Here is a 22166-nt window from a genome sequence, read left to right as displayed (position 1 = left end):
AACTCTCAAATAAAAGTTTATCAGGCTCAGATACTATTGTTATCAAAATATCTGGCTTTATGGTTTGTTTCTTGTTTATAAATTAACCTACTGTTTAATTTTCAAAGTTCTTTTGTCTTATTTTTGTGCTCCTTTTGGGCACTCATATATAATATCATCTATGTTATTCTAAGTCAACGCTTTTTTAACTTTTATTTTAATTATTTTTTTGTCAAAACAAAAATAGCTCATATTAATGCATTTTTAAACACCTCAATACAAGCTATTTACATATTTAGACTTATTTTTATAATTATTTCAACTTAGATATTTTTGTATACCTATGTATATCGCCCACGCTATCTTTTCTTGATATGTTTCATCTGTCAAAAGTTTACATTCTTTTTCATTTGATAGAAAACCACACTCTATTAACACTGATGGAATATTATTTTCTTTCAAAAGGTATATGTCATCTCTAGGCTTAACTTCTCTGTTATTTGTTTTATCTACTACTCTTTTAAGTTCTTCTTGAATACACTTCGATAATTCCTTGCTATCTTGTTTATCTTTAGGATAAAAGGTCTGAGCTCCATAGTATTTAGACTGTTCAAATGCATTTAGATGTATGGATACGAACATATTAGCATTGGAATTAGAAATTATTTCTTTCCTATTTTTTAAGTTCTCATTATATTTTTGTCTTGTAGTTTTATTATTTTCTTCTTTATAGAGGCTACTGTCATCTTCTCTGGTTAATATTACAAGACCTCCACTTGATTCTATAAGCTCTCTAAGCTTAAGTGTTATTGCTAAGTTGATATCTTTTTCAGATGTGCTCTTATCCTTGTTTAATGCTCCTGGATCAATACCTCCATGACCAGCATCTAAAATTATTGTTTTATTTGTTATTGGCATATATTTGATAACATCTTCAGAAATATTTTTCACTTCAAATATTGATACTATTACTAGACACACCATAACAAAACTAAAAATTATATGTTTTATGTACTTTCTCACAACATCACCCTGTATATGTATACTTATAAAAACACTATAATATTCCAAATATTAGTACAAACATTTAAATTTCACTTTAGTATTTATCAATCTCTATTTTTTAATATTAATATATGATTACATAAATATGCTATATTCACGTCTACTCTAAATTCCTATTTTTAATTATTATCGAATAACAGGTATAATAAATTATGACAATTTATATTATGAATTATATTATTGAATAACCTAAATTCTATTGCTTATAAAATGTAAAATTTTTAATTATATTTACTGTAACTTTCTTTATTAATTTCTCAATAGAACTATTATTCCAATAACTTTAACATGTAATTTTTTATTAGACAATTAAAACAATAAAAAGGATGTTTTTCTATTGAAAAACATCCTAATAAGATATCTTATTATTTTATTGTATATCAATAATTAACTTAAACCCAACATTTTAACATGCTCCCATATTTTCTGAATGGCAGAAAATAAAGGATTTTGCTTTTCCAAAAAAATAAATAATTATCTTTTTGAGAATTGTGGAGCTCTTCTTGCTGCTTTTAATCCGTATTTCTTTCTTTCCTTCATTCTTGCATCTCTAGTTAAGAAACCTTCTTTCTTTAAAGCAGGTCTTAAATCTAAATCAGCTTTTAATAAAGCTCTAGATATACCATGTCTTATAGCTCCAGCTTGTCCAGTGAATCCTCCACCTTCAACTTTTACTATAACATCATATTTATTTTCATTACCAGTTAAAACTAATGGTTGTTTAACATCTCTTATTAATGTTTCATAGTTAAAATAATTTTCTAATGCTCTTCCATTTACTAATATATTTCCTTCACCTGCAACTAGTCTTACTCTAGCAACAGAACTTTTTCTTCTTCCAGTTCCATAATATTGAACGTTAGCCATTATAAACTCCTCCTTTCACCTATTAATCTTATTTAAAGTTTAAAACTTCTGGATTTTGAGCTGCATGAGTGTGTTCAGCACCTGCAAATACTCTTAATCTAGTCATCATTCTACTTCTTAATTTGTTTTTAGGTAACATGCCATTTACAGCATGTGCTATAACTTCTTCTGGTTTTTTATCCATCATATCTCTATAAGATATTTCTTTTAATCCACCTACATAACCAGTGTGGTATCTGTAATATTTTTGATCTAATTTTTTTCCACTTAAAACTACTTTTTCTGCATTAACTACAACAACAAAATCTCCACCATCAACGTGAGGAGTAAATGTTGGTTTATGTTTACCTCTCAATACTGTCGCAATTTCTGTTGCTATACGACCTAATGTTTTTCCTTCAGCATCAACTAAGTACCATTTTCTTTGTACATCAGCTGGCTTAGCTATATAACTTTTCATAACTGTCCCTCCTTAACTACTTTTCATAAAAATTTTTTACCGTTTATGTCAAGTCCGGGGCAAGTGGACTTATTAACACATTCTCATATATTTTAATACATGTAGCCTGGTGTGTCAAGTTAATAATGAACTTTTTTAAGAAATAATCCTTGTGCTGGAGCTGTATGTCCACATCTTGATCTGTTTTTGGATTCCATTATATCTAAAAATGATTCATTAATTCTACCACGTCCTATATCAACAAGTGTTCCAACAATAATTCTCACCATATTATATAAGAACCCATCTCCACTAATTTCTAAAGTAATCAAATCATCTGTTTTTTTTATATTTATATCATATATTGTTCGTATTGTATCTTTTACAGATGAACCAGAACTCATAAAACCTTTAAAATCATGTGTACCCAATAGGCTTTTTGATTCTATACACATTTTATCAAAATCAAGTTCGTACTTTACTTGATATGATATGTTGTTAAGTATTGGATGTCTAAACTTACTGTTATATATTAAATATTTATATGTTTTTCCTTTTGCACTGTATCTTGAATGAAAATCATCATTAACTTCATATGCTTCTATAACTGATATATCTTTTGGTAATTTAGCATTTAGTGCCATTGGTATACTTTCTATACTTATACTTGAACTAATTTTAAAATTTGCAGTTTGTGCAAGAGCATGAACTCCTGAATCAGTTCTACCTGACCCTATAAGTTTAACTTCTTCATTCGTTATCTCATATATAGCCTTTTCAATTGTACCTTGTATCCCTAGGGAATCTGGTTGCTTCTGCCATCCACAATAATTTCTACCATCATATTGGATTGTAATCTTTATATTTCTCATATTTTACCTCATCTATATATGCTTCTATTAAATCGCTATAAATCTAGTAGCTATGATTAATCCTAAATAAATAACTTGAAACACACATGCTATATAATCTGCTTTTACTATAACAGACTCCCTCATTTTTGTTCTATTGTGCCCACCTCTATAACATCTAGCTTCCATAGCCATAGCCAATTCATCTGCTCTTCTAAATGCACTAACAAATAGTGGAACTAAAAGAGGTACTAGATTTTTAGCTCTATTTATAAGATTTTTACTTTCAAAGTCTGCACCTCTAGACATCTGAGCTTTCATTATTTTATCTGTTTCGTCCAATAATGTCGGAATAAAGCGCAAAGCAATTGTCATCATCATTGCAAGCTCATGAACTGGTAAACCAATTTTCTTAAAGGGATTCAATAATCTCTCTATACCATCTGTCAATTCTATTGGTGAAGTTGTTAAAGTAAGTAATGATGTCCCAATTACTAAAAATATAAGTCTTATTGCCATAAAAATTGCTTGTCTCAAACCTTGACTTGTTATCGTTAAAAATCCAAATGACCATATCTCATCACCTGGTAAGAAAAAAATATTTATAATAAATGTAAATAAAATAATCCACTTAAGAGGCTTTACACCCTTAACAATATACTTAACTGGTATATTAGCTAACTTTATCATACCTAATAAACATAATAAAACTATCATATAAGGCCAAAATTTATTTACTACAAATATAGATACCATAAATACAATTGTTGCTACAAGTTTTATCCTTGGATCTAATTTATGAATAGCAGAACTTGTTGGGTAGTATTGCCCTATAGTTATATCTTTTAACATAATCCTCGCCCTCTCACAACTCTTAATATTTCCTGTTTTGCTTCTTCTAAAGTCAATATGTCTTCACTAATGTCAAAACCTTGTTCTCTTAATTTCAATGCAAGTTCTAAAACCTGTGGAATATCTAAACCAATTTCTTTTAATTTAATAGCATTTGATTTAAATACATCTCTAGGAGTACCCATAAATTCTATTTTCCCATGATTCATAACAATTAAAGTTTGTGCCAACTTTGCCATATCATCCATACTATGTGATGACAATATTATAGTCATATTGTTTTTTTCATGTAAATTTTTTATTAAATTGAAAATTTCATCTCTTCCACCAGGGTCAAGACCTGCAGTTGGCTCATCTAATATAAGTACTTCTGGATTCATTGCTATAACTCCAGCTATTGCAACTCTACGTTTTTGTCCTCCTGATAATTCAAATGGAGATTTATCTTTAAATTCCTCATAGTCAAGTCCTACAGCTTCCATCGATGCTTTTACCCTATTATGTATTTCAGCCTCTTCTAGACCTAAATTAGCGGGTCCAAAAGCTATATCTTTATCAATTGTTTCTTCAAATAATTGATATTCTGGATATTGAAATACAACACCTACTCTTTTCCTTATCTCAGTTAAGTTTAAATTCTTATCTGTTATATTAAAATCATTTATAAAAATCTCTCCTGAGGAAGGCTTTAATAGTCCATTTAAATGTTGTATCAATGTAGACTTTCCTGAACCTGTATGACCTATAAGTCCAACAAAATCTCTATCTTTAATTTCAAAAGATACATCATCAAGTGCCTTACTTGCAAAAGGCATCCCTTCATTATATATATGTGTTAAGTTCTTTACTATAATTGACATAATTCCATCACCATCTCATCCACAGTTAATATATCACTACTAATATTTATACCTTCTTCTATTAATAAACTAGACAACTCTGTCATACAAGGCACATCTAAACCGATTTCCTTTAACATATCTATTTTACTAAATACTTCTTTAGGAGTCCCTTCTAAAAGTTTCTTACCTTTCTCCATAACGACAACTCTATCAGCTTCTACAGCTTCTTCCATAAAGTGAGTTATATGTAAAACAGTTATATTTTCTTCTTTATTAAGTCTTTTTATTGTTTTCATAACTTCTTTTCTTCCAGATGGGTCTAACATCGCTGTTGCTTCATCAAATATTATACACTTAGGCCTCATTGCAATTATACCTGCTATTGCAACCCTCTGTTTTTGACCACCTGATAACAAATGTGGTTGTCTACCTCTTAAATCATACATACCTACACTTTTTAAAGACTCTTCTACAATACGTCTTATCTCTTTTGGCTCTATGCCTAAGTTTTCAGGACCAAAAGCCACATCTTCCTCTACTATTGTGGCAACAATTTGATTATCTGGGTTTTGAAATACCATGCCTGCTGTTTGTCTTATATCCCATAATCTTTCTTCTTCTTTGGTATCCATTCCATCAATGAGAATATTTCCTTCTGTAGGCATAAGAATAGCATTTAAGTTTTTAGATAAAGTAGACTTACCAGAACCATTATGTCCTATTATCGCAACAAATTCTCCCTTTTTAACATCCAAGCTTAAATTATCTATTGCTTTAAGTTTTGCTTCATCTGTAATATACTCAAATGAAATATTGTTTACTTTTATTATATTATCCATTAATTCATACTCCTTTTAGTAAGCAATAACTTATAAAAATCATTTTACACATTATTATATCACACCTTAGTCAGAAAAATAAAAAAAAGATTAAGCCATCAAGCCTAATCCTTTCCTTACTATACTAATTCTATAAAAGCCATTTCAGCAGCATCGCCTTTTCTTGGCCCTATTTTTATTATTCTAGTGTATCCACCATTTCTCTCAACATATTTTGGAGCTAAATCTGTGAATAAGTTATTAACTACTGTTTCATCCATAACATAAGCTAAAACTTGTCTTCTAGCATGAAGATCTCCTCTTTTAGCAAGAGTTATCATCTTTTCAGCCATTCTACGAGTTTCTTTAGCTCTAGTTACTGTAGTTTCTATTCTTCCACTTCTTAGTAAACAAGTTACTAAGTTTCTTAACATAAGGTTTCTGTGAGCTGTTTCACGTCCTAATTTACGGTACTTAGCCATTCTTATCCCTCCTTTGCTCGCTATTCTTCACTTGGTTTTAAACCTAGCCCAAGTTCCTCTAGTTTTTGTATTACCTCTTCTAATGACTTTTTACCTAGGTTTCTAACCTTCATCATATCGTCTTCAGACTTATTAGCTAATTCTTCAACTGTGTTAATTCCCGCTCTCTTTAAACAGTTGTATGATCTAACTGATAAATCTAATTCTTCTATAGTCATTTCAAGAACTTTTTCTTTTTGATCTTCTTCTTTTTCTACCATGATTTCAACACTACTTACATGTTCAGTTAAGTCTATAAATAGATTTAAATGCTCAACTAATACTTTTGCAGCTAATGATATACCTTCTTGAGGGTTTATACTACCATTAGTCCAAACTTCTAGTACTAATTTATCATAATCTGTTTTTTGACCAACTCTTGTGTTTTCTACATGATAACTAACTTTCTCAACAGGAGTATATATTGAATCCACAGGTAAAACACCTATTGGAACATTCTCTGTTTTATTTTCTTCAGCAGAAACATAACCTCTACCTTTATCTACAAATATTTCCATATTAAACTTGGCATTATCATCTAATGTAGCTATTGCTAAGTCTTTGCTTAATATTTCAACATCTGGAGGACAGATTATATCTGAACCTGTGATAGAGCATGGTCCTTGAGCCTCTATTTTAAGTGTTCTACTTCCTTCACCATCTATAGTTGCTGAAAGCTCTTTTAAAGTTAATATTATCTCTGTAACATCTTCTTTAACACCAGGTATTGTAGAGAATTCATGAAGAACTCCATCTATTTTTATAGCATTTACAGCTACACCTGGTAAAGATGATAATAATATTCTTCTTAGTGTGTTACCTATAGTTATTCCATATCCTCTTTCTAGAGGTTCTATAACAAACTTACCATATCTATAGTCTTCGCTAAGCTCAACTATATCTACTTTTGGCTTTTCTATTTCTATCATGGACAAAACCCTCCTTAAAATTCAGTAATCCACTGAGGGTAAACAAAATTTTAAAATAATTTTTAAAAGTGTGCTTATTATTTAGAGTAAAGTTCTATGATTAAGTGCTCTGCTATTTCAAGATCTATATCTTCTCTTGTTGGAACACCAACTACTTTTGCTGTCATTCCTTCTACATTAGCTTCTAACCATTTAGGAGCTATTCTTGAGTTAACTTCTACTAAATTTTTGAATTTTGCAGAAGATCTTGATTTTTCTTTAACTTCTATCACATCTCCAACTTTAACTGTTAATGAAGCTATATCTACTTTATTTCCATTTAAAGTGAAATGACCATGAGTTACTAATTGTCTAGCTTCTTTTCTAGAAGATGCTAGTCCCATTCTGTAAACTACATTGTCTAATCTTCTCTCTAATAAACTTAATAAGTTCTCACCTGATTTTCCAGGCATGTTCTCAGCACGTTCGTATAAATTTCTAAATTGAGTTTCTAAAACTCCATATATTCTTTTAACTTTTTGTTTTTCTCTTAATTGTAATCCATAGTTAGAAACTTTCTTTCTCCCTTGGCCATGTTGACCTGGAGCATAGTTTCTTTTAACTATAGCACATTTATCTGTATAACATCTATCACCTTTAAGGAATAATTTCATTCCCTCTCTACGGCATTGTCTACATGATGCACCTGTATATCTTGCCATTTATCTACACCTCCTATTTGTACTCTTATTAATTACACTCTTCTTCTCTTTGGTGGTCTACATCCGTTATGTGGGATTGGAGTAACGTCTTTTATCATAGTTACTTCTAGTCCAGTTGCTTGTAAAGCTCTTATAGCAGCTTCTCTTCCTGAACCTGGCCCCTTTACGAATACCTCAACACTTTTTAATCCGTGTTCCATCGCAGCTTTTGCAGCTGTTTCAGCAGCCATTTGAGATGCAAATGGAGTTGATTTTCTTGATCCTTTGAATCCTAATTGTCCTGAACTTGCCCAAGATATAGCATTTCCATGAACGTCAGTTAAAGTTATTATTGTATTGTTGAAAGTTGACTGTATATGAGCATGACCACGTTCTATATTTTTACGTTCTCTTCTTCTAACACGTGTAACTTTCTTTTTTGGTTTAGCCATTTTCCTTTTCCCTCCTTCATCTAATTATTATTTAATTATTTTTTCTTTTTACGAGATACTGTTTTTCTAGGACCTTTTCTAGTTCTAGCATTAGTTTTAGTTCTTTGTCCTCTTAATGGAAGACCTTTACCATGTCTAATTCCTCTATAACATTTTATATCTCTTAATCTCTTTATGTTTAAAGCAATTTCTCTTCTTAAGTCACCTTCAACTAAGAAATCGTCATCTATAACTTTTCTTAACTCATTAACTTGATCTTCTGATAAATCTTTTATTCTTGTATCTGGATTTATCTCAGCTTTAGCTAATATTTCGTTAGCAGTTGCTTTACCTATACCATATATATAAGTTAAGCCTATCTCCGCTCTTTTTTCTCTAGGTAAATCTACCCCAGCTATTCTTGCCATGATCGCACCTCCTACACATAGTTTTTAGTGTTTAAAACTTCATATCATATATCAATCCTACGTCAGATTGTTCAACGATTTTAACGTTCTTTTGTTAACATCACAATATAGTATTATACTATAAAATTTAACAAAATACTAGTAATAATTTCTTATCCTTGTTTTTGCTTATGCTTTGGATTTTCACAGATAACCATTACTTTTCCTTTTCTTTTTATTACTTTGCATTTTTCACATATTGGTTTTACTGATGGTCTAACTTTCATTATTAATCCCTCCTTAGACTAAATATCAAGATAGTCTACTTCTTACGCCAAGTGATTCTCCCTCTTGTAAGGTCATATGGAGAAAGTTCAACATTCACCTTATCACCTTCAAGAATTCTTATGAAGTTCATTCTTAGCTTTCCAGAAATGTGGCATAATATCTCATGTCCATTTTCTAATTTAACTTTAAACATAGCATTAGGTAAAGCTTCTGAAACTGTACCTTCTAATTCTATAACATCTTTTTTGGCCATTAACTAACCAGCCCTCCATTTCAATAAGTTAAATTATCTAATTTAACTTAGTAAGTTCAGCTCTTAAAAAAGAATCTGTAATCTCTTGTCCAGATACTACTCTTTTTCTAACTTCATCATTAATAAAATTATATTTTTTTAAGTGCTTAACTTTCTTTAACTTAGGTTTGTCAAGTTTTCTTTTCTTTCCATCAGCTATTAATACATATTCATTATTAATTATCTTGACTACGAAAAATAAATTTCCTTCATCTCGACCTAATGAAACCTTAACAACTTGACCTATACTTAAATTATCTGATAGCACTTTTTTCACCTACTTCTTAATTTACAACTTTGTCAATATCAAAGGTTCATGTTCAGTAATTGCTATCGTATGCTCATAATGAGCTGATTTTTTTCCATCTATTGTAACAGTCGTCCACCCATCTGATAGAGTCTTTACATGATAACGACCTGCATTAACCATTGGCTCTATAGCAATAACCATTCCTTCTCTAAGTCTTGGTCCTTTTCCTGGGAGTCCATAATTAGGTACCTGTGGATCTTCATGAAGATTTGCTCCAACTCCATGTCCTACCAAATCCCTAACTACTGAGAAACCATGTTTCTCAACGTGTGTTTGTACTGCGTGTGAGATATCTGAAAGTCTATATCCTAATTTAGCAAATTTTATTCCTTCATAGAAGCTTTCTCTAGTTACTTCTATTAATTTCCTATCTTCTTCAGATATCATGCCTACTCCATGAGTTTTCGCAGAATCACCATGATATCCTTTATAATAGGCTCCTATATCTAAGCTTACAATGTCTCCTTCTTTTAATAGAGTCTCACCTGGAATTCCATGTACAACTTCTCTATTGATAGAAGCACATATACTTCCTGGAAAACCTCCATATCCTTTAAAAGATGGTTCAGCATTGTATTTTCTTATATTCTCTTCAGCTATTTTATCTAATTCTAAAGTAGATATTCCCGGAGAAATAGCATTTCTTAAAACTTCATGAGTATCAGCAACAATTTTGCCTGCTTCTCTTAAAAGTTCTATTTCTTTCTTTGATTTCAAGATAATCATTTATTTTCCACTTCCTAAAGCAGCAACAATATCTTCAAATACTTTATCTATTGCTTGGTCACCTTTTATATCAGCTATTATACCTTGTTTGCTATAATAATCTACTAAAGGCTTAGTTTCATCTAGATAAACTTGTATTCTCTTAGATACAGTTTCTTCATTATCATCAGCTCTTTGATATAATTCTCCTTGGCATACATCACATACGCCTTTTACTTTAGGAGGATTAAACTCAACATGATAAGTAGCTCCACAAGACTTGCATATTCTTCTACCAACTGCTCTAGATACTAATATACTCTTATCAACTTCAATATTGACAACTTTATCTAGTACTATACCAGCATTTTTTAAGAATACATCTAAATGCTCACCTTGTGCTACATTTCTTGGAAATCCATCTAACATAAATCCATTTTTACAGTCTTCTTGAGATATTCTATCAGTAACTAAACCTACAGTTAACTCATCTGGTACTAATAAACCTTGGTCCATGTATTCTTTAGCTTTTTTTCCAAGTTCTGTTCCCTCTTTTATATTCTTTCTGAATATATCTCCTGTTGATATATGAGGTATATTGTATTTTTCTACTATTCCTGCCGCCTGAGTACCTTTACCAGCACCTGGAGGTCCAAGTAATATTATTCTCATATTATCCATCTCCATTTTATTTTAAGAAACCTTGATAGCTTCTCATAACTAAGTTTGACTCTAATTGTCTCTTAAGCTCCAAAGCAACCCCAACAACGATTAGCAATGAAGTCCCAGCTAGACTCATATTTACATTCATATAATGTGTTGTAAGAGCTGGTACCATAGCAATTATTGCTAAGAAAGTAGCTCCAGCTAAAGTTAATCTTGTTAAGATTCTATTTAAATAATCCATAGTAGGTTCACCTGGTCTGATACCTGGTATAAATCCACCATTATTTTTCATATTTTTAGATATATCTTCTGTATTGAATGATACAGTTGTATAAAAATATGAGAAGAAAATTATAAGTAGAATTTCAATTGATCTGTATGTCCAAAATCCTTGTTCTGTTGCCATACTTAAGTATTTTTGAACAAAAGCTTGAGCATCTGCCCCCATAAACATAGCTATTGTTTGTGGAAAAGCTAAAAGTGAACTAGCAAAAATTATAGGCATAACTCCTGATTGGTTAACTTTCATTGGTATATGAGAACTTTGTCCTCCATACATTTTTCTTCCAACAACTCTTTTAGCATATTGTACAGGTATCTTTCTAGTAGCTTCTTGTATAAATGTAACTCCTGTAACTGTAAGTAATATAACTACAATTAGAAGTATTATTACCCAAGGTGCAACTTGACCAGATTTAACTTGTTGTGCGATTTTAATAACATCTGTTGGTATTCTTGATATAATACCTGCAAATATTATTACTGAACTACCATTACCAATTCCTTTTTCGGTAATTTTGTCCCCAATCCACATTACTAACATACTTGCTGAAACTAATGTTATTACAACAGTTGTGATAAAAAACACACTATTTGATATTAAAGCACTTCTTACAATTCCTAATGTAATTCCCAAAGCTTGTACAACTGCTAGAGCTAGTGCTGTATATTTAGTGTACTTATTGATTTTTTTCTTTCCTTCTTCACCAGATTTTTGAAGTTCTGCTAAACTTTCAAAACCTACTGTTAGAAGCTGTATTATGATTGATGCAGTAATATATGGACTTATACCCAAAGCAAATAATGAAAAGTTACTAAATGCTCCACCCGTAAACATATTATACAGAGAAAGTAGACTATTGCCGCCTACCATCTTTTGTATAATACTAGTGTCTATACCTGGAACTGGTATTGTAGTACCTATTCTGAATATCACGATCATCATAAGTGTATACATTACTTTTTTTCTTACTGCTTTAATCTTCCAAGCTTGTTTTAATTTTGACAGCACGCTAATTCACCCCGCCTGTACTGGCTAGGAGATTAGCAGGTTATTATACTAACTCTGCTTTTCCACCAGCTTTTTCTATTTTTTCTTGAGCTGAAGCTGTAAATTTAGCAGCTTTAACAGTTAAAGCTTTTTCTAAATTACCTTCACCTAAGATTTTAATTCCATCTTTACCTATTTTGCTTATAGTTTTAGTAGATTTTAATAATTCTGCAGTTATTTCTGTTCCATTTTCAAATCTATTTAAAACTTCAACATTAACTTCTGTGTAAACTTTCTTAAATATGTTATTGAAACCTCTCTTAGGAAGTCTTCTAGCTAGTGGCATTTGTCCACCTTCGAACCCTATTCTTACTCCACCACCAGAACGAGACCATTGACCTTTTTGTCCACGTCCTGCAGTTTTACCTTGTCCAGTTGCAGTACCTCTACCTAATCTTCTTTTAGCTCTTACTGCACCTTCAGCAGGTTTTAACTCATGTAACTTCATGGATTGCACCTCCTTGCACTACTTTTTAAAAATTATTCAGCTATTTCAGTTACTTCTAATAAATGACTTACTTTTTTTATCATACCTCTTATTTGAGCATTGTCTTCTTTTACAACAACTTGTTCTCTTTTTCTTAATCCTAACGCTTCAACATTCTTTTTTTGGTTAGGAGTAGTTCCTATAACACTTCTAACTAATTTTATTTGTAATTTAGCCATTTTACACTACCTCCTTACCCTAGAAGTTCTTCAACTTTTTTACCTCTAAGTTTAGCTATATCTTCAACTGTTTTTAGAGAATTAAGTCCTTCTATTGTAGCATTTACCATATTTCTTGGATTGTTAGATCCTAAAGATTTAGCTCTAACGTCTTTTAGTCCAGCTAACTCAAGTACGGCTCTAGCAGGTCCCCCAGCTATTACTCCTGTACCTTCTACAGCAGGCATTATTAATATATTTCCAGCACCAAAGTGTCCGCGTACTTCGTGAGGAATTGTAGTCCCAACCATTGGCACTACTATTAGATTTTTCTTAGCATCTTCAACTGCTTTTTTTATAGCGTCTGGTACTTCCATTGCTTTCCCAGCACCTATACCAACGTGTCCGTTTTCATCTCCAACAACTACTAACGCTGCAAATCTGAAGTTTCTACCACCTTTTACAACCTTAGTAACACGTCTTACTTCAACAACTTTTTCTTGTAAGTCAAGTTGTCCTGCATCTATCGGCTTACGACGTAGCATGTATTTTTCCCTCCTTCGTATTAGAACTTAAGACCAGCTTCTCTAGCACTTTCAGCTAATTCTTGAATTCTTCCATGATATAAGTATCCACCTCTGTCAAATACAACTTCAGTGATTCCTTTTTCAACAGCTTTTTTAGCAACTAATTCTCCAACTTTCTTAGCTGCTTCCTTATTTCCTGTATGATTAACAGCACTCTTAACTTCTGCTTCTAAAGAAGATGCAGCAACTAGAGTTACTCTGTTTGTGTCATCTATTATTTGAGCATATATATTGTTAGCACTTCTAAATACACATAATCTTGGTCTTTGAGCAGTACCGCTTATTTTTCTACGAACTCTCTTATGTCTTTGAAGTCTATTAGCATTTTTATCAGCCTTTTTTAACACCTAGCTCACTCCTTTCTAGCGTTTAAGTTTTGGTATTATTTTTTACCAGTTTTTCCTTCTTTACGTCTGATTACTTCATCAACGTATTTTATACCTTTACCTTTGTATGGCTCTGGCTTTCTCCAAGCTCTTATTTTAGCAGCATAGTTTCCTACTAATTGCTTGTCTATACCTTTTACTATTAACTCAGTTTGGTTTGGAGCTTCAACAGTTATTCCTTCTGGATCTTCCATTTCAACTGGATGAGAGAAACCTAAGTTCATAACTAATTTTTTCCCTTGTTTTTGAGCTCTGTATCCAACACCTTTTAGTTCTAATTTCTTTTCGAAACCAGTATTTACACCTACAACCATATTATCTAATAAAGTTCTAGTTAATCCGTGTAAAGATCTGTGTTTTTTATTATCAGTTGGTCTTTCAACCATTATTGTATTTTCTTCTTTTTTTATATTTAACTCAGCACTTAATTGTTTAGTTAAAGTTCCCTTTGGACCTTTTACTGTAACTAAATTTCCTTCAGCTATAGTAACTTCAACACCTGCTGGTATTATTATTGGTTTAACACCTATTCTTGACATGGTCGCACCTCCTTACATTGTTCATATTAATTACCAAACGTAGCAGATTACTTCTCCACCAACATTTTCTTTTCTAGCTTGCTTGTCAGTTAATATTCCTTTTGAAGTAGATATTACTGATATTCCTAATCCATTTAATACTTTTGGTATTTCATGGTTAGCAGCGTAAACTCTCATACCAGGCTTAGATATTTTCTTAAGACCTGTGATAACTCTTTCGCCTTCTTGTCCGTACTTTAATTGTATTCTTATGATACCTTGTTTTCCATCTTCTATAACATCATAACCTCTTATGAAACCTTCTTCTAATAAGATTCTAGCTAACTCTTTCTTCATATTAGAAGCTGGAACATCTACAGTTTCATGCTTAACAACATTAGCATTTCTTATACGAGTAAGCATATCTGCAATTGGATCTGTCATTGTCATTTTGTAGCCCTCCTTCCATTCTAATCAAGCTTCTACCAGCTTGCTTTTCTAACACCAGGTATTTGACCTTTATAAGCTAATTCTCTAAAGCATATACGGCATATACCAAATTTTTTCAAAACTGAATGCGGTCTTCCGCATATAGTACATCTAGTGTATTCTCTAGTAGCGTACTTTTGCTTTCTTTGTTGTTTAACAACCATCGCTTTTCTAGCCACGGGAATCCCTCCTTTGCTTACTTAGAAAATGGCATTCCTAATAATTTTAATAATTCACGAGCTTCTTCGTCAGTTTTTGCTGTAGTAACGAATATTATATCCATTCCTCTTACTTTATCAATTTTATCATATTCTATTTCAGGGAATATTAATTGTTCTTTAACTCCTAAAGCATAGTTTCCTCTACCATCAAAAGCATTAGGGTTAACACCTCTAAAGTCTCTAACTCTTGGTAAAGAAACTGATACTAATTTGTCCATAAAGTAGAACATTTTGTCAGCTCTTAATGTAACTTTTGTTCCTATTGGCATTCCTTCTCTTAGTTTGAAGTTAGCAACAGATTTTCTAGCTTTAGTTATAACAGGCTTTTGTCCTGATATTATTTCTAATTCTTCAACGCCTTTTTCTAATCCTTTTGGATTTTCTCTAGCATCACCTATACCCATGTTAATAACTATTTTATTTAACTTAGGTATCTCCATTACGTTTTTATATCCAAATTTCTCCATTAAAGCAGGAGCAACTTCTTTCATGTATTTTTCTTGTAATCTAGAAGCCATTTAAGGTCCCTCCTTTCAAGCAATATTTATTATAATTCTTTTCCGCTCTTTGCTGATACTCTTACTTTTGTCCCATCTTTTACTTCATATCTTACTCTAACGCCTTTTCCTGTTTCAGGATCAAATGGCATTACATTAGATATGTGTATTGGGGCTTCTTTATTTATTATTCCACCTTGTTGGTTCATAGCACTTGGTTTTTGATGTTTAGTTATTACGTTTACACCTTCAACTAATACTTTATCAGCTTTAGGGTATACCTTTAAAACTGAACCTTTTTTACCTTTATCTTTACCTGCTATAACTACAACAGTGTCACCTTTTTTAACACGCATCATGTCCTATTGCACCTCCTTAATTATAGTACTTCTGGAGCAAGAGAAACTATTTTCATGAATTCATTGTCTCTTAACTCTCTAGCAACAGGCCCGAATATACGAGTTCCTACTGGAGTTTTATCGTCCTTTATTATAACAGCAGCATTTTCATCAAAAGATATATAGCTTCCGTCATTACGTCTTACGCCTTGTTTGCTTCTTACTATAACAGCTTTAACAACCTTACCTTTTTTTACAACTCCACCAGGTGTTGCACTTTTAACAGTAGCAACTATAACGTCGCCTATGTTACCATATCTTCTTTTACTTCCGCCTAGAACACGTATACATAAAAGTTCTTTAGCTCCTGAGTTATCAGCAACTCTTAGACGTGATTCTTGTTGTATCATATCGTAATCCCTCCTTCTTCAAAAACTACTTAACTTTCTCAACAACTTCAACTAGTCTGAATCTCTTATCTTTAGATAAAGGTCTAGTTTCCATTATTTTAACTCTATCTCCGATGTTACATATATTCTTTTCATCATGAGCCTTAAATTTCTTAGTTCTCTTAACACGTTTGTTATATAGTGGATGACGTACGAATTCTTCAACAGCTACTACTATTGTTTTATCCATCTTATCACTAACAACACGGCCTATTCTAACTTTTCTTCTTCCTCTTTCCATGTTTAAAAAGCCTCCTTTCCAAATTAAGCTCTAGTTTCGTATAACTTTCTTTCAGCAAGAACAGTTTTAACTTTTGCTATATCCTTCTTAACAAACTTTATTCTAGCTGTATTTTCTAATTGACCAGTAGCTAATTGGAATCTTAAGCTAAATAATTCACTTTTGAAGTCGTTTAATTTGTTCATTAGCTCTTCGCTTGTTAAATCTCTTAATTCTTTAGCTTTCATCCTATTCACCACCCTTTACTTCTAAATCTTCTTTTTTAACAAATTTACATTTGATTGGTAATTTATGTGCAGCAAGTCTCATAGCTTCTCTTGCTTTATCTTCAGAAACACCTGCTAATTCAAACATAACTCTTCCTGGCTTAACTACAGCTACCCAATATTCTGGAGAACCTTTCCCTGCACCCATACGAGTTTCTGCTGGTTTTCTTGTTACTGGTTTATGAGGGAATATTTTTATCCAAACCTTTCCCCCTCTTTTTATATATCTAGTCATCGCGATTCTGGCAGCTTCTATTTGATTAGAAGTTATCCAAGAAGCTTCTAAAGCTACTAATCCAAACTCACCATAAGTAACTTTGTTACCTTTATGAGCTTGCCCAGCCATACTTCCTCTATGAACTCTACGACGCTTTACTCTTTTTGGCATTAACATGAGTATTTTTCCTCCTTCCTTGAACCTAACTATTATTAATTTCCTTTGTTTTCAGTTCTTTGAGGTCTTGATCCACCTTGAGGTCTTTGTCCACCTTGAGGTTTTTGTCCTCTATAGTTTCCTCTGTTATCGTTTCCTCTTCTATCATTTCCTCTTCTATCGTTTCTTCTGTTATCTCTCTTGTTGTCTCTTCTGTCGCTCTTTCTGCTTTCTTCTCTTGGATTTACACCATCTCTAGTTGGTAAAACTTCACCATTACATACCCAAACTTTTATACCTATTTTTCCATAAGTAGTATCAGCTTCAGCGAAACCATAATCTATATCTGCTCTTAAAGTTTGTAGTGGCACATTTCCTTCACTATAACCTTCAGTTCTAGCCATTTCAGCTCCACCTAATCTTCCTGAAGCAGAAACTTTTATCCCTTTAGCACCAGATTTCATTGCTCTTTGTATAGCTTGTTTCATTGCTCTTCTGAAAGCAACCCTTCTTTCTATAGCTAAAGCTATATTTTCAGCTACTAATTGAGCATTTTTATCTGTACTTCTTACTTCTACTATGTTAACTATTATACTTTTCTTTGTCATTTTTTCTAATTCAACTTTTAATGCTTCGATTCCAGCACCAGCTCTTCCTATAACTACTCCTGGCTTAGCAACATGTAAGTCCATTTTTATTTTGTTAGCTGATCTTTCTATTTCTATTCTAGCAACTCCAGCTGAGTATAATCTTTTCTTTAAGAATTTACGTATATTATGGTCTTCTAATAATAAGTTTCCGAACTCTTTTTTATCAGTAGCGAACCATCTTGAGTCCCAATCTTTTATAACACCGACTCTTAAGCCGTGTGGATTAACCTTTTGACCCATTATTTTCCCTCCTATCTATTAATTATTTTTTTTCTTTCACAACAACCTCTATATGAGAAGTTCTTTTTCTTATTGTAGTTGCACGACCCATAGCTCTAGGCATGAATCTCTTCATTGTTGGCCCTTGATTAGCAACTATTGATGCTATATATAATTTTTCAGTATCCATTTCGTGATTGTTTTCTGCGTTAGCTTTAGCTGACTTTACAACTTTAGCTATTATTGAAGCTGCTCCTCTTGGAGTGAACTTTAATATCGCTAATGCTTCATCAACATTCTTTCCTCTAACAAGGTCACAGATTTGGCCTGCTTTTCTTGGTGATACACGTACATATTTAGCAGTAGCTTTTGCTTCCATTGTTATTCCTCCTTTCTTAGTCATAATTTAATTATTTTCTCTTATTAGATTTTTCGTCATCCTTATGTCCTTTGAAAGTTCTAGTAGGAACGAACTCACCTAATTTGTGTCCAACCATATCTTCTGTTATATATACTGGAACATGTTTTCTTCCATCATGAACAGCTATAGTGTTTTCTACCATTTGTGGAAATACAGTTGAAGATCTTGACCAAGTTTTTATAACTTCTTTACTTCCACTAGCATTCATAGCTTCTATTTTCTTTAAAAGTCTTGCATGGACAAAAGGCCCTTTTTTAGTTGATCTTGACATTTATATTCCTCCTTTCCGAGCAAAAATAAATTTACTACTTAGTTCTTCTTGATACTATTAATTTATTTGAAGCTTTGTTTTTCTTTCTAGTTTTGTATCCAAGAGCTGGTTTACCCCATGGAGTAACAGGAGATGGTCTACCTATTGGAGATCTACCTTCCCCTCCACCGTGTGGATGGTCATTAGGGTTCATTACAGAACCTCTTACAGTAGGTCTTATTCCCATATGTCTTTTTCTACCTGCTTTACCAATAACTACGTTACCGTGCTCTATATTTCCAACTTGTCCTATAGTAGCTTTACAGTTTATGCTTACTAATCTCATTTCACCTGATGGTAATCTTAATAAAGCATTTTTTCCTTCTTTAGCCATTAATTGTGCAGAAACTCCAGCAGATCTAACTAATTGAGCTCCTTTTCCTGGCTTTAATTCTATATTATGAATGATAGTACCAACTGGCATATCTTTTAATGCTAAACAGTTTCCTGGTTTTATATCAGCACCTAATCCTGATAAGATAGTATCTCCAACGTTGATTCCAACTGGAGCTAATATATATCTTTTTTCTCCATCAGCATAGTTTAATAATGCAATATTTGCAGTTCTGTTTGGATCATATTCTATAGTAGCAACCTTAGCAGGTATACCATCTTTATCTCTTTTAAAATCTATTATTCTATATTTTCTTTTTTGTCCTCCACCTCTATGACGAACAGTTATTCTACCATGTACGTTTCTACCAGCATTTTTCTTTAAGTTAACTAAAAGAGATCTTTCTGGTTGGTTACATGTTATTTCCTCAGAAACTAAAACTGTCATTTGTCTTAAGGCAGGAGAAGTTGGTCTAAACTTTTTTATAGCCATCTGTTTTCCCTCCTTCGTTTGTTATAATATTACATTCCTTGGAAGAATTCTATTTCTTTACTATCAGCAGTTAATTTAACTACTGCTTTCTTAAAGCTTGCTGTTCTTCCTTGAGTTCTACCCATTCTTTTAACTTTTCCATCATAGTTTAAAGTATTTACTTTATCAACACTAACTCCGAATACTTTTTCTACTGCTTTTTTTATTTCAGTTTTGTTCGCATCTTTAGCCACAACAAAAGTGTATTTTTTTTCACCCATTTCAGCCATACTGTGCTCAGTTACAACTGGTCTTATTATTACATCATGTGGATTAGTCATTATGCGTACACCTCCTCCACTTTTTTAACAGCATCTGTAGTTATTATAAATGAATCATATTTTAATATATCATATACATTCATAGTATTAACTAATGCAGTTTGAACACCTTCTATATTTCTAGCTGATTTTATTACATTATCATTTTTATCAGCTATAACTACTAAAGCTTTTTTAGCAGCATTTATATTATTTAATATTTGAGCGAATTCTTTAGTTTTAGGAGCATCTATGTTTAATGCATCTAATACTATAACTTCACTATTTTGTATTTTTGAAGATAAAGCACTCTTCATAGCTAATCTTCTTACCTTCTTAGGTAATGTATATTTGTAACTTCTTGGTTTAGGTGCAAAAGCAACTCCTCCACCTACCCATTGTACAGATCTTGTAGAACCTTGTCTTGCTCTACCTGTTCCTTTTTGTTTCCAAGGTTTTCTTCCGCCACCTCTAACTTCTGCTCTAGTTTTAGCAGATTGAGTTCCTTGTCTCTTATTTGCTAATTGATTTTTTACAACTTCATATAAAACATGTCCATTAACTTCTACGCCAAATATAGAATCTGATAATTCTATTTCTCCAACGTTTTGTCCACTAATATTTAGTACATTTAATTTTGGCATTGTTATTCCTCCTTTCTCTAGGTTAGTCATTATTTAGAAACCTTTACAGCTTCTTTTATAGTTACTACTGAACCTTTAGCTCCTGGTATAGCTCCCTTAACTAATATAAGGTTCTTATCAGCATCTACTTTAACAACCTCTAAGTTTTGAACTGTTACCTTTACGCTTCCCATATGTCCAGCTAATTTTTTGTTTTTAAATACTCTACCTGGGTAAGAACAAGCTCCCATTGAACCTGGTCTTCTGTGGTATCTAGAACCGTGAGATTCAGGACCTCTACTTTGTCCATGTCTTTTTATTGGACCTTGGAATCCCTTACCTTTACTTATTCCAGTAACATCTATTTTTGCACCTGCTTCAAATACATCAGCTTTTATTTCTTGTCCAACTGTGTATCCTTCTACAGAATCTACTCTAAACTCTTTTAAATGTTTCTTTAAAACATTAGCAGCAGCTAAGTGTCCTTTTTTAGGCTTGTTTAAAGATTTTTCTTTAGCATCTTCAAAACCTATTTGTATAGCATTGTATCCATCTTTATCAACTGTTTTTATTTGAGTAACGACCATAGGTCCTGCTTCAACAGCTGTTACAGGTATAACTACACCTTTATCAGTGAATATTTGAGTCATACCAACTTTTTTTCCTAATATTCCATTCATATTAGCACCTCCTATAATTCTTACAGCGGATTACATCATTTTAGAAGTAATCATTCTAAGATAGTTACCTATAGGATAATATCTTAGGGGTTCTTATAATTTTATTTCTATATCTACACCTGCTGGTAAGTCTAATCTCATTAATGAGTCAACTGTTTTAGGTGTTGGATTAGCTATGTCGATTAGTCTTTTATGAGTTCTTATTTCAAATTGTTCTCTAGAGTCTTTGTACTTATGTACGGCTCTTAATATAGTTACAATTTGTTTTTCTGTTGGTAGAGGCACAGGTCCTGAAACTTGTGATCCAGCCTTTTTAGCAGTTTCAACTATTTTACCTGCTGAAAAATCTAATAATTTGTGATCATATGATTTTAATCTTATTCTTATTTTTTCATTCTTAGCCATTTTGTTTTCCCTCCTTTATCACGTGTTTAATTTTCAAGTTGCGTACAACCAATACCGATACACTGCTCCGGGTGTGTTGTAACTTTCAAATCGATATCAGTTCGTATTTCACTAGGATTTAATTCTTATTTTCTTAATCTCTCAAGCACACTATTATATTTTATATCATCTGTTACATTTTTTCAAGTTTTTTTTATGTTTTTTTCAATTTTATTTTCTCTTACAACATTATAACCTTAAACTTGATTATTAATCTATCTCAAGGCACTAGTTTAGTATATATGCTTTATTGCTACTTGTCAACAAAAAACAAAAAAGAGAGGTTGAACCCCCTCTTTTTTTATATGAAATCAATTAGCTTAGTAAAAGATTATTCGATTATTGTAGCAACAACTCCTGAAGCTACTGTTCTTCCACCTTCTCTTATTGAGAATCTTAATCCTTCTTCTAC

General features: G+C 32.0%; 39 protein-coding genes and 1 pseudogene. All 40 read right to left on the bottom strand.

Translation table 11 applies throughout. The features are described from left to right. Nucleotides 1-297: 297 nt before the first annotated feature. Nucleotides 298-1002 (bottom strand): N-acetylmuramoyl-L-alanine amidase CwlD, encoded by a 705-nt coding sequence (gene cwlD / locus KGF46_RS18950; RefSeq protein WP_227436991.1) that lies wholly within the window; start codon nt 1000-1002, stop codon nt 298-300. A 516-nt stretch (nt 1003-1518) separates the two neighbouring features. Next, nucleotides 1519-1911 (bottom strand): 30S ribosomal protein S9, encoded by a 393-nt coding sequence (gene rpsI, locus KGF46_RS18945; RefSeq protein ID WP_003421105.1) that lies wholly within the window; start codon nt 1909-1911, stop codon nt 1519-1521. Nucleotides 1912-1939: 28 nt separating this feature from the next. Continuing rightward, nucleotides 1940-2371: a 50S ribosomal protein L13 gene (gene rplM / locus KGF46_RS18940; RefSeq protein ID WP_227436993.1), complete on the bottom strand. Its 432-nt coding sequence runs from the start codon at nt 2369-2371 to the stop codon at nt 1940-1942. A gap of 119 nt (nt 2372-2490) precedes the next feature. After that, nucleotides 2491-3222: a tRNA pseudouridine(38-40) synthase TruA gene (gene truA, locus KGF46_RS18935; RefSeq protein WP_227842896.1), complete on the bottom strand. Its 732-nt coding sequence runs from the start codon at nt 3220-3222 to the stop codon at nt 2491-2493. Nucleotides 3223-3249: 27 nt separating this feature from the next. Continuing rightward, nucleotides 3250-4053, bottom strand: coding sequence for an energy-coupling factor transporter transmembrane component T family protein (locus tag KGF46_RS18930; protein ID WP_227436997.1), 804 nt, complete (start codon nt 4051-4053; stop codon nt 3250-3252). Further along, entirely contained in the window at nt 4047-4913 is an 867-nt protein-coding gene (locus KGF46_RS18925) for an energy-coupling factor transporter ATPase (protein ID WP_227834972.1), read from the bottom strand. Before KGF46_RS18925 ends, KGF46_RS18930 begins: the two co-directional genes overlap by 7 nt. Next, nucleotides 4901-5734: an energy-coupling factor transporter ATPase gene (locus KGF46_RS18920; protein ID WP_227830327.1), complete on the bottom strand. Its 834-nt coding sequence runs from the start codon at nt 5732-5734 to the stop codon at nt 4901-4903. Before KGF46_RS18920 ends, KGF46_RS18925 begins: the two co-directional genes overlap by 13 nt. A gap of 119 nt (nt 5735-5853) precedes the next feature. Beyond that, nucleotides 5854-6195, bottom strand: coding sequence for a 50S ribosomal protein L17 (gene rplQ, locus KGF46_RS18915; RefSeq protein ID WP_227830328.1), 342 nt, complete (start codon nt 6193-6195; stop codon nt 5854-5856). A 20-nt stretch (nt 6196-6215) separates the two neighbouring features. Next, nucleotides 6216-7163 (bottom strand): DNA-directed RNA polymerase subunit alpha, encoded by a 948-nt coding sequence (locus KGF46_RS18910; protein WP_227830329.1) that lies wholly within the window; start codon nt 7161-7163, stop codon nt 6216-6218. A gap of 77 nt (nt 7164-7240) precedes the next feature. Beyond that, nucleotides 7241-7864: a 30S ribosomal protein S4 gene (gene rpsD / locus KGF46_RS18905; RefSeq protein WP_227437005.1), complete on the bottom strand. Its 624-nt coding sequence runs from the start codon at nt 7862-7864 to the stop codon at nt 7241-7243. Nucleotides 7865-7896: 32 nt separating this feature from the next. Continuing rightward, on the bottom strand, nt 7897-8295 hold the full coding sequence (gene rpsK, locus KGF46_RS18900; RefSeq protein ID WP_227437007.1) for a 30S ribosomal protein S11: 399 nt from the start codon (nt 8293-8295) through the stop codon (nt 7897-7899). Nucleotides 8296-8330: 35 nt separating this feature from the next. Continuing rightward, nucleotides 8331-8702 carry a 30S ribosomal protein S13 gene (rpsM, locus tag KGF46_RS18895; RefSeq protein ID WP_227437009.1) on the bottom strand — a complete coding sequence of 124 codons (372 nt, stop codon included), beginning with the start codon at nt 8700-8702 and terminating at the stop codon, nt 8331-8333. 152 nt (nt 8703-8854) lie between these two features. Next, on the bottom strand, nt 8855-8968 hold the full coding sequence (rpmJ, locus tag KGF46_RS18890; protein WP_002509257.1) for a 50S ribosomal protein L36: 114 nt from the start codon (nt 8966-8968) through the stop codon (nt 8855-8857). A 35-nt stretch (nt 8969-9003) separates the two neighbouring features. Continuing rightward, entirely contained in the window at nt 9004-9222 is a 219-nt protein-coding gene (infA, locus tag KGF46_RS18885; protein ID WP_003421127.1) for a translation initiation factor IF-1, read from the bottom strand. A 37-nt stretch (nt 9223-9259) separates the two neighbouring features. Next, nucleotides 9260-9529 carry a KOW domain-containing protein gene (locus tag KGF46_RS18880; protein ID WP_227854967.1) on the bottom strand — a complete coding sequence of 90 codons (270 nt, stop codon included), beginning with the start codon at nt 9527-9529 and terminating at the stop codon, nt 9260-9262. 21 nt (nt 9530-9550) lie between these two features. After that, on the bottom strand, nt 9551-10297 hold the full coding sequence (gene map / locus KGF46_RS18875; RefSeq protein ID WP_227830331.1) for a type I methionyl aminopeptidase: 747 nt from the start codon (nt 10295-10297) through the stop codon (nt 9551-9553). Beyond that, nucleotides 10298-10948, bottom strand: a complete 651-nt coding sequence (locus tag KGF46_RS18870; RefSeq protein WP_227437015.1) for an adenylate kinase — start codon at nt 10946-10948, stop codon at nt 10298-10300. A 16-nt stretch (nt 10949-10964) separates the two neighbouring features. Further along, nucleotides 10965-12233: a preprotein translocase subunit SecY gene (gene secY / locus KGF46_RS18865; RefSeq protein ID WP_227437017.1), complete on the bottom strand. Its 1269-nt coding sequence runs from the start codon at nt 12231-12233 to the stop codon at nt 10965-10967. A 43-nt stretch (nt 12234-12276) separates the two neighbouring features. Next, nucleotides 12277-12720 carry a 50S ribosomal protein L15 gene (gene rplO, locus KGF46_RS18860; RefSeq protein WP_227842895.1) on the bottom strand — a complete coding sequence of 148 codons (444 nt, stop codon included), beginning with the start codon at nt 12718-12720 and terminating at the stop codon, nt 12277-12279. Nucleotides 12721-12752: 32 nt separating this feature from the next. Continuing rightward, nucleotides 12753-12938, bottom strand: a complete 186-nt coding sequence (gene rpmD / locus KGF46_RS18855; RefSeq protein ID WP_227830332.1) for a 50S ribosomal protein L30 — start codon at nt 12936-12938, stop codon at nt 12753-12755. A gap of 14 nt (nt 12939-12952) precedes the next feature. Next, on the bottom strand, nt 12953-13462 hold the full coding sequence (gene rpsE, locus KGF46_RS18850; RefSeq protein WP_227437021.1) for a 30S ribosomal protein S5: 510 nt from the start codon (nt 13460-13462) through the stop codon (nt 12953-12955). A 20-nt stretch (nt 13463-13482) separates the two neighbouring features. Beyond that, entirely contained in the window at nt 13483-13851 is a 369-nt protein-coding gene (gene rplR / locus KGF46_RS18845; RefSeq protein WP_227437023.1) for a 50S ribosomal protein L18, read from the bottom strand. 35 nt (nt 13852-13886) lie between these two features. Further along, complete coding sequence (gene rplF / locus KGF46_RS18840) at nt 13887-14429, bottom strand: 50S ribosomal protein L6 (protein WP_003435668.1); 543 nt, start codon at nt 14427-14429, stop codon at nt 13887-13889. A gap of 30 nt (nt 14430-14459) precedes the next feature. Next, on the bottom strand, nt 14460-14858 hold the full coding sequence (gene rpsH, locus KGF46_RS18835; RefSeq protein ID WP_003421148.1) for a 30S ribosomal protein S8: 399 nt from the start codon (nt 14856-14858) through the stop codon (nt 14460-14462). Nucleotides 14859-14890: 32 nt separating this feature from the next. Further along, nucleotides 14891-15076, bottom strand: coding sequence for a type Z 30S ribosomal protein S14 (locus KGF46_RS18830; RefSeq protein ID WP_003421149.1), 186 nt, complete (start codon nt 15074-15076; stop codon nt 14891-14893). A gap of 17 nt (nt 15077-15093) precedes the next feature. Beyond that, a complete protein-coding gene (gene rplE, locus KGF46_RS18825; RefSeq protein WP_003421151.1) occupies nt 15094-15636 on the bottom strand; it encodes a 50S ribosomal protein L5 in 543 nt (180 codons plus the stop codon). 29 nt (nt 15637-15665) lie between these two features. Further along, nucleotides 15666-15971, bottom strand: coding sequence for a 50S ribosomal protein L24 (rplX, locus tag KGF46_RS18820; protein WP_227437031.1), 306 nt, complete (start codon nt 15969-15971; stop codon nt 15666-15668). 23 nt (nt 15972-15994) lie between these two features. Beyond that, on the bottom strand, nt 15995-16363 hold the full coding sequence (rplN, locus tag KGF46_RS18815) for a 50S ribosomal protein L14 (protein WP_003421155.1): 369 nt from the start codon (nt 16361-16363) through the stop codon (nt 15995-15997). 25 nt (nt 16364-16388) lie between these two features. Beyond that, a complete protein-coding gene (gene rpsQ / locus KGF46_RS18810) occupies nt 16389-16643 on the bottom strand; it encodes a 30S ribosomal protein S17 (RefSeq protein ID WP_003421156.1) in 255 nt (84 codons plus the stop codon). Between the two features lie 23 nt (nt 16644-16666). Next, complete coding sequence (gene rpmC / locus KGF46_RS18805; RefSeq protein WP_003421158.1) at nt 16667-16870, bottom strand: 50S ribosomal protein L29; 204 nt, start codon at nt 16868-16870, stop codon at nt 16667-16669. A 1-nt stretch (nt 16871) separates the two neighbouring features. Continuing rightward, the gene (gene rplP / locus KGF46_RS18800; protein ID WP_003421160.1) at nt 16872-17303 is read right to left on the bottom strand and encodes a 50S ribosomal protein L16; all 432 of its coding nucleotides are present in this window, start codon (nt 17301-17303) and stop codon (nt 16872-16874) included. A gap of 35 nt (nt 17304-17338) precedes the next feature. Then, on the bottom strand, nt 17339-18172 hold the full coding sequence (gene rpsC, locus KGF46_RS18795; protein WP_227830333.1) for a 30S ribosomal protein S3: 834 nt from the start codon (nt 18170-18172) through the stop codon (nt 17339-17341). Between the two features lie 22 nt (nt 18173-18194). Next, the gene (gene rplV, locus KGF46_RS18790) at nt 18195-18530 is read right to left on the bottom strand and encodes a 50S ribosomal protein L22 (protein ID WP_009887891.1); all 336 of its coding nucleotides are present in this window, start codon (nt 18528-18530) and stop codon (nt 18195-18197) included. Between the two features lie 31 nt (nt 18531-18561). Further along, nucleotides 18562-18843, bottom strand: a complete 282-nt coding sequence (gene rpsS / locus KGF46_RS18785; protein ID WP_021386634.1) for a 30S ribosomal protein S19 — start codon at nt 18841-18843, stop codon at nt 18562-18564. 34 nt (nt 18844-18877) lie between these two features. Next, nucleotides 18878-19708: a 50S ribosomal protein L2 gene (rplB, locus tag KGF46_RS18780; RefSeq protein WP_227437027.1), complete on the bottom strand. Its 831-nt coding sequence runs from the start codon at nt 19706-19708 to the stop codon at nt 18878-18880. A 29-nt stretch (nt 19709-19737) separates the two neighbouring features. Continuing rightward, complete coding sequence (rplW, locus tag KGF46_RS18775; RefSeq protein WP_003421170.1) at nt 19738-20028, bottom strand: 50S ribosomal protein L23; 291 nt, start codon at nt 20026-20028, stop codon at nt 19738-19740. After that, the gene (gene rplD, locus KGF46_RS18770) at nt 20028-20651 is read right to left on the bottom strand and encodes a 50S ribosomal protein L4 (protein WP_227830334.1); all 624 of its coding nucleotides are present in this window, start codon (nt 20649-20651) and stop codon (nt 20028-20030) included. Before rplD ends, rplW begins: the two co-directional genes overlap by 1 nt. Nucleotides 20652-20680: 29 nt before the next feature. Next, nucleotides 20681-21310, bottom strand: a complete 630-nt coding sequence (gene rplC, locus KGF46_RS18765) for a 50S ribosomal protein L3 (protein WP_227437029.1) — start codon at nt 21308-21310, stop codon at nt 20681-20683. Between the two features lie 93 nt (nt 21311-21403). Further along, on the bottom strand, nt 21404-21715 hold the full coding sequence (gene rpsJ, locus KGF46_RS18760; protein ID WP_054268679.1) for a 30S ribosomal protein S10: 312 nt from the start codon (nt 21713-21715) through the stop codon (nt 21404-21406). A 370-nt stretch (nt 21716-22085) separates the two neighbouring features. Further along, nucleotides 22086-22166: pseudogene (locus KGF46_RS18755) on the bottom strand (elongation factor Tu); the annotation flags it as partial.

The sequence above is a fragment of the Clostridioides sp. ZZV14-6153 genome (genome assembly GCF_020657855.1).
Classification (GTDB): Bacteria; Bacillota; Clostridia; order Peptostreptococcales; family Peptostreptococcaceae; genus Clostridioides.
This window is presented reverse-complemented; position numbering and strand designations above follow the sequence as displayed.

Coding starts and splice junctions, on each gene's coding strand:
- rpsI (WP_003421105.1), bottom strand. CDS start 1,911: ATGGCTAACGTTCAATATTATGGAACTGGAAGAAGAAAAAGTTCTGTT.
- rplM (WP_227436993.1), bottom strand. CDS start 2,371: ATGAAAAGTTATATAGCTAAGCCAGCTGATGTACAAAGAAAATGGTAC.
- truA (WP_227842896.1), bottom strand. CDS start 3,222: ATGAGAAATATAAAGATTACAATCCAATATGATGGTAGAAATTATTGT.
- KGF46_RS18930 (WP_227436997.1), bottom strand. CDS start 4,053: ATGTTAAAAGATATAACTATAGGGCAATACTACCCAACAAGTTCTGCT.
- KGF46_RS18925 (WP_227834972.1), bottom strand. CDS start 4,913: ATGTCAATTATAGTAAAGAACTTAACACATATATATAATGAAGGGATG.
- KGF46_RS18920 (WP_227830327.1), bottom strand. CDS start 5,734: ATGGATAATATAATAAAAGTAAACAATATTTCATTTGAGTATATTACA.
- rplQ (WP_227830328.1), bottom strand. CDS start 6,195: ATGGCTAAGTACCGTAAATTAGGACGTGAAACAGCTCACAGAAACCTT.
- KGF46_RS18910 (WP_227830329.1), bottom strand. CDS start 7,163: ATGATAGAAATAGAAAAGCCAAAAGTAGATATAGTTGAGCTTAGCGAA.
- rpsD (WP_227437005.1), bottom strand. CDS start 7,864: ATGGCAAGATATACAGGTGCATCATGTAGACAATGCCGTAGAGAGGGA.
- rpsK (WP_227437007.1), bottom strand. CDS start 8,295: ATGGCTAAACCAAAAAAGAAAGTTACACGTGTTAGAAGAAGAGAACGT.
- rpsM (WP_227437009.1), bottom strand. CDS start 8,702: ATGGCAAGAATAGCTGGGGTAGATTTACCTAGAGAAAAAAGAGCGGAG.
- rpmJ (WP_002509257.1), bottom strand. CDS start 8,968: ATGAAAGTTAGACCATCAGTAAAACCAATATGTGAAAAATGCAAAGTA.
- infA (WP_003421127.1), bottom strand. CDS start 9,222: ATGGCCAAAAAAGATGTTATAGAATTAGAAGGTACAGTTTCAGAAGCT.
- map (WP_227830331.1), bottom strand. CDS start 10,297: ATGATTATCTTGAAATCAAAGAAAGAAATAGAACTTTTAAGAGAAGCA.
- KGF46_RS18870 (WP_227437015.1), bottom strand. CDS start 10,948: ATGAGAATAATATTACTTGGACCTCCAGGTGCTGGTAAAGGTACTCAG.
- rplO (WP_227842895.1), bottom strand. CDS start 12,720: ATGAAGTTACATGAGTTAAAACCTGCTGAAGGTGCAGTAAGAGCTAAA.
- rpmD (WP_227830332.1), bottom strand. CDS start 12,938: ATGGCTAAATTACAAATAAAATTAGTTAGAAGTGTTATAGGAACTACT.
- rpsE (WP_227437021.1), bottom strand. CDS start 13,462: ATGCTACGTCGTAAGCCGATAGATGCAGGACAACTTGACTTACAAGAA.
- rplF (WP_003435668.1), bottom strand. CDS start 14,429: ATGTCAAGAATAGGTGTTAAACCAATAATAATACCAGCAGGTGTTGAA.
- rpsH (WP_003421148.1), bottom strand. CDS start 14,858: ATGACAATGACAGATCCAATTGCAGATATGCTTACTCGTATAAGAAAT.
- rplE (WP_003421151.1), bottom strand. CDS start 15,636: ATGGCTTCTAGATTACAAGAAAAATACATGAAAGAAGTTGCTCCTGCT.
- rplX (WP_227437031.1), bottom strand. CDS start 15,971: ATGCGTGTTAAAAAAGGTGACACTGTTGTAGTTATAGCAGGTAAAGAT.
- rplN (WP_003421155.1), bottom strand. CDS start 16,363: ATGATACAACAAGAATCACGTCTAAGAGTTGCTGATAACTCAGGAGCT.
- rpsQ (WP_003421156.1), bottom strand. CDS start 16,643: ATGGAAAGAGGAAGAAGAAAAGTTAGAATAGGCCGTGTTGTTAGTGAT.
- rpmC (WP_003421158.1), bottom strand. CDS start 16,870: ATGAAAGCTAAAGAATTAAGAGATTTAACAAGCGAAGAGCTAATGAAC.
- rplP (WP_003421160.1), bottom strand. CDS start 17,303: ATGTTAATGCCAAAAAGAGTAAAGCGTCGTAGAGTTCATAGAGGAAGT.
- rpsC (WP_227830333.1), bottom strand. CDS start 18,172: ATGGGTCAAAAGGTTAATCCACACGGCTTAAGAGTCGGTGTTATAAAA.
- rplV (WP_009887891.1), bottom strand. CDS start 18,530: ATGGAAGCAAAAGCTACTGCTAAATATGTACGTGTATCACCAAGAAAA.
- rpsS (WP_021386634.1), bottom strand. CDS start 18,843: ATGTCAAGATCAACTAAAAAAGGGCCTTTTGTCCATGCAAGACTTTTA.
- rplB (WP_227437027.1), bottom strand. CDS start 19,708: ATGGCTATAAAAAAGTTTAGACCAACTTCTCCTGCCTTAAGACAAATG.
- rplW (WP_003421170.1), bottom strand. CDS start 20,028: ATGACTAATCCACATGATGTAATAATAAGACCAGTTGTAACTGAGCAC.
- rplD (WP_227830334.1), bottom strand. CDS start 20,651: ATGCCAAAATTAAATGTACTAAATATTAGTGGACAAAACGTTGGAGAA.
- rplC (WP_227437029.1), bottom strand. CDS start 21,310: ATGAATGGAATATTAGGAAAAAAAGTTGGTATGACTCAAATATTCACT.
- rpsJ (WP_054268679.1), bottom strand. CDS start 21,715: ATGGCTAAGAATGAAAAAATAAGAATAAGATTAAAATCATATGATCAC.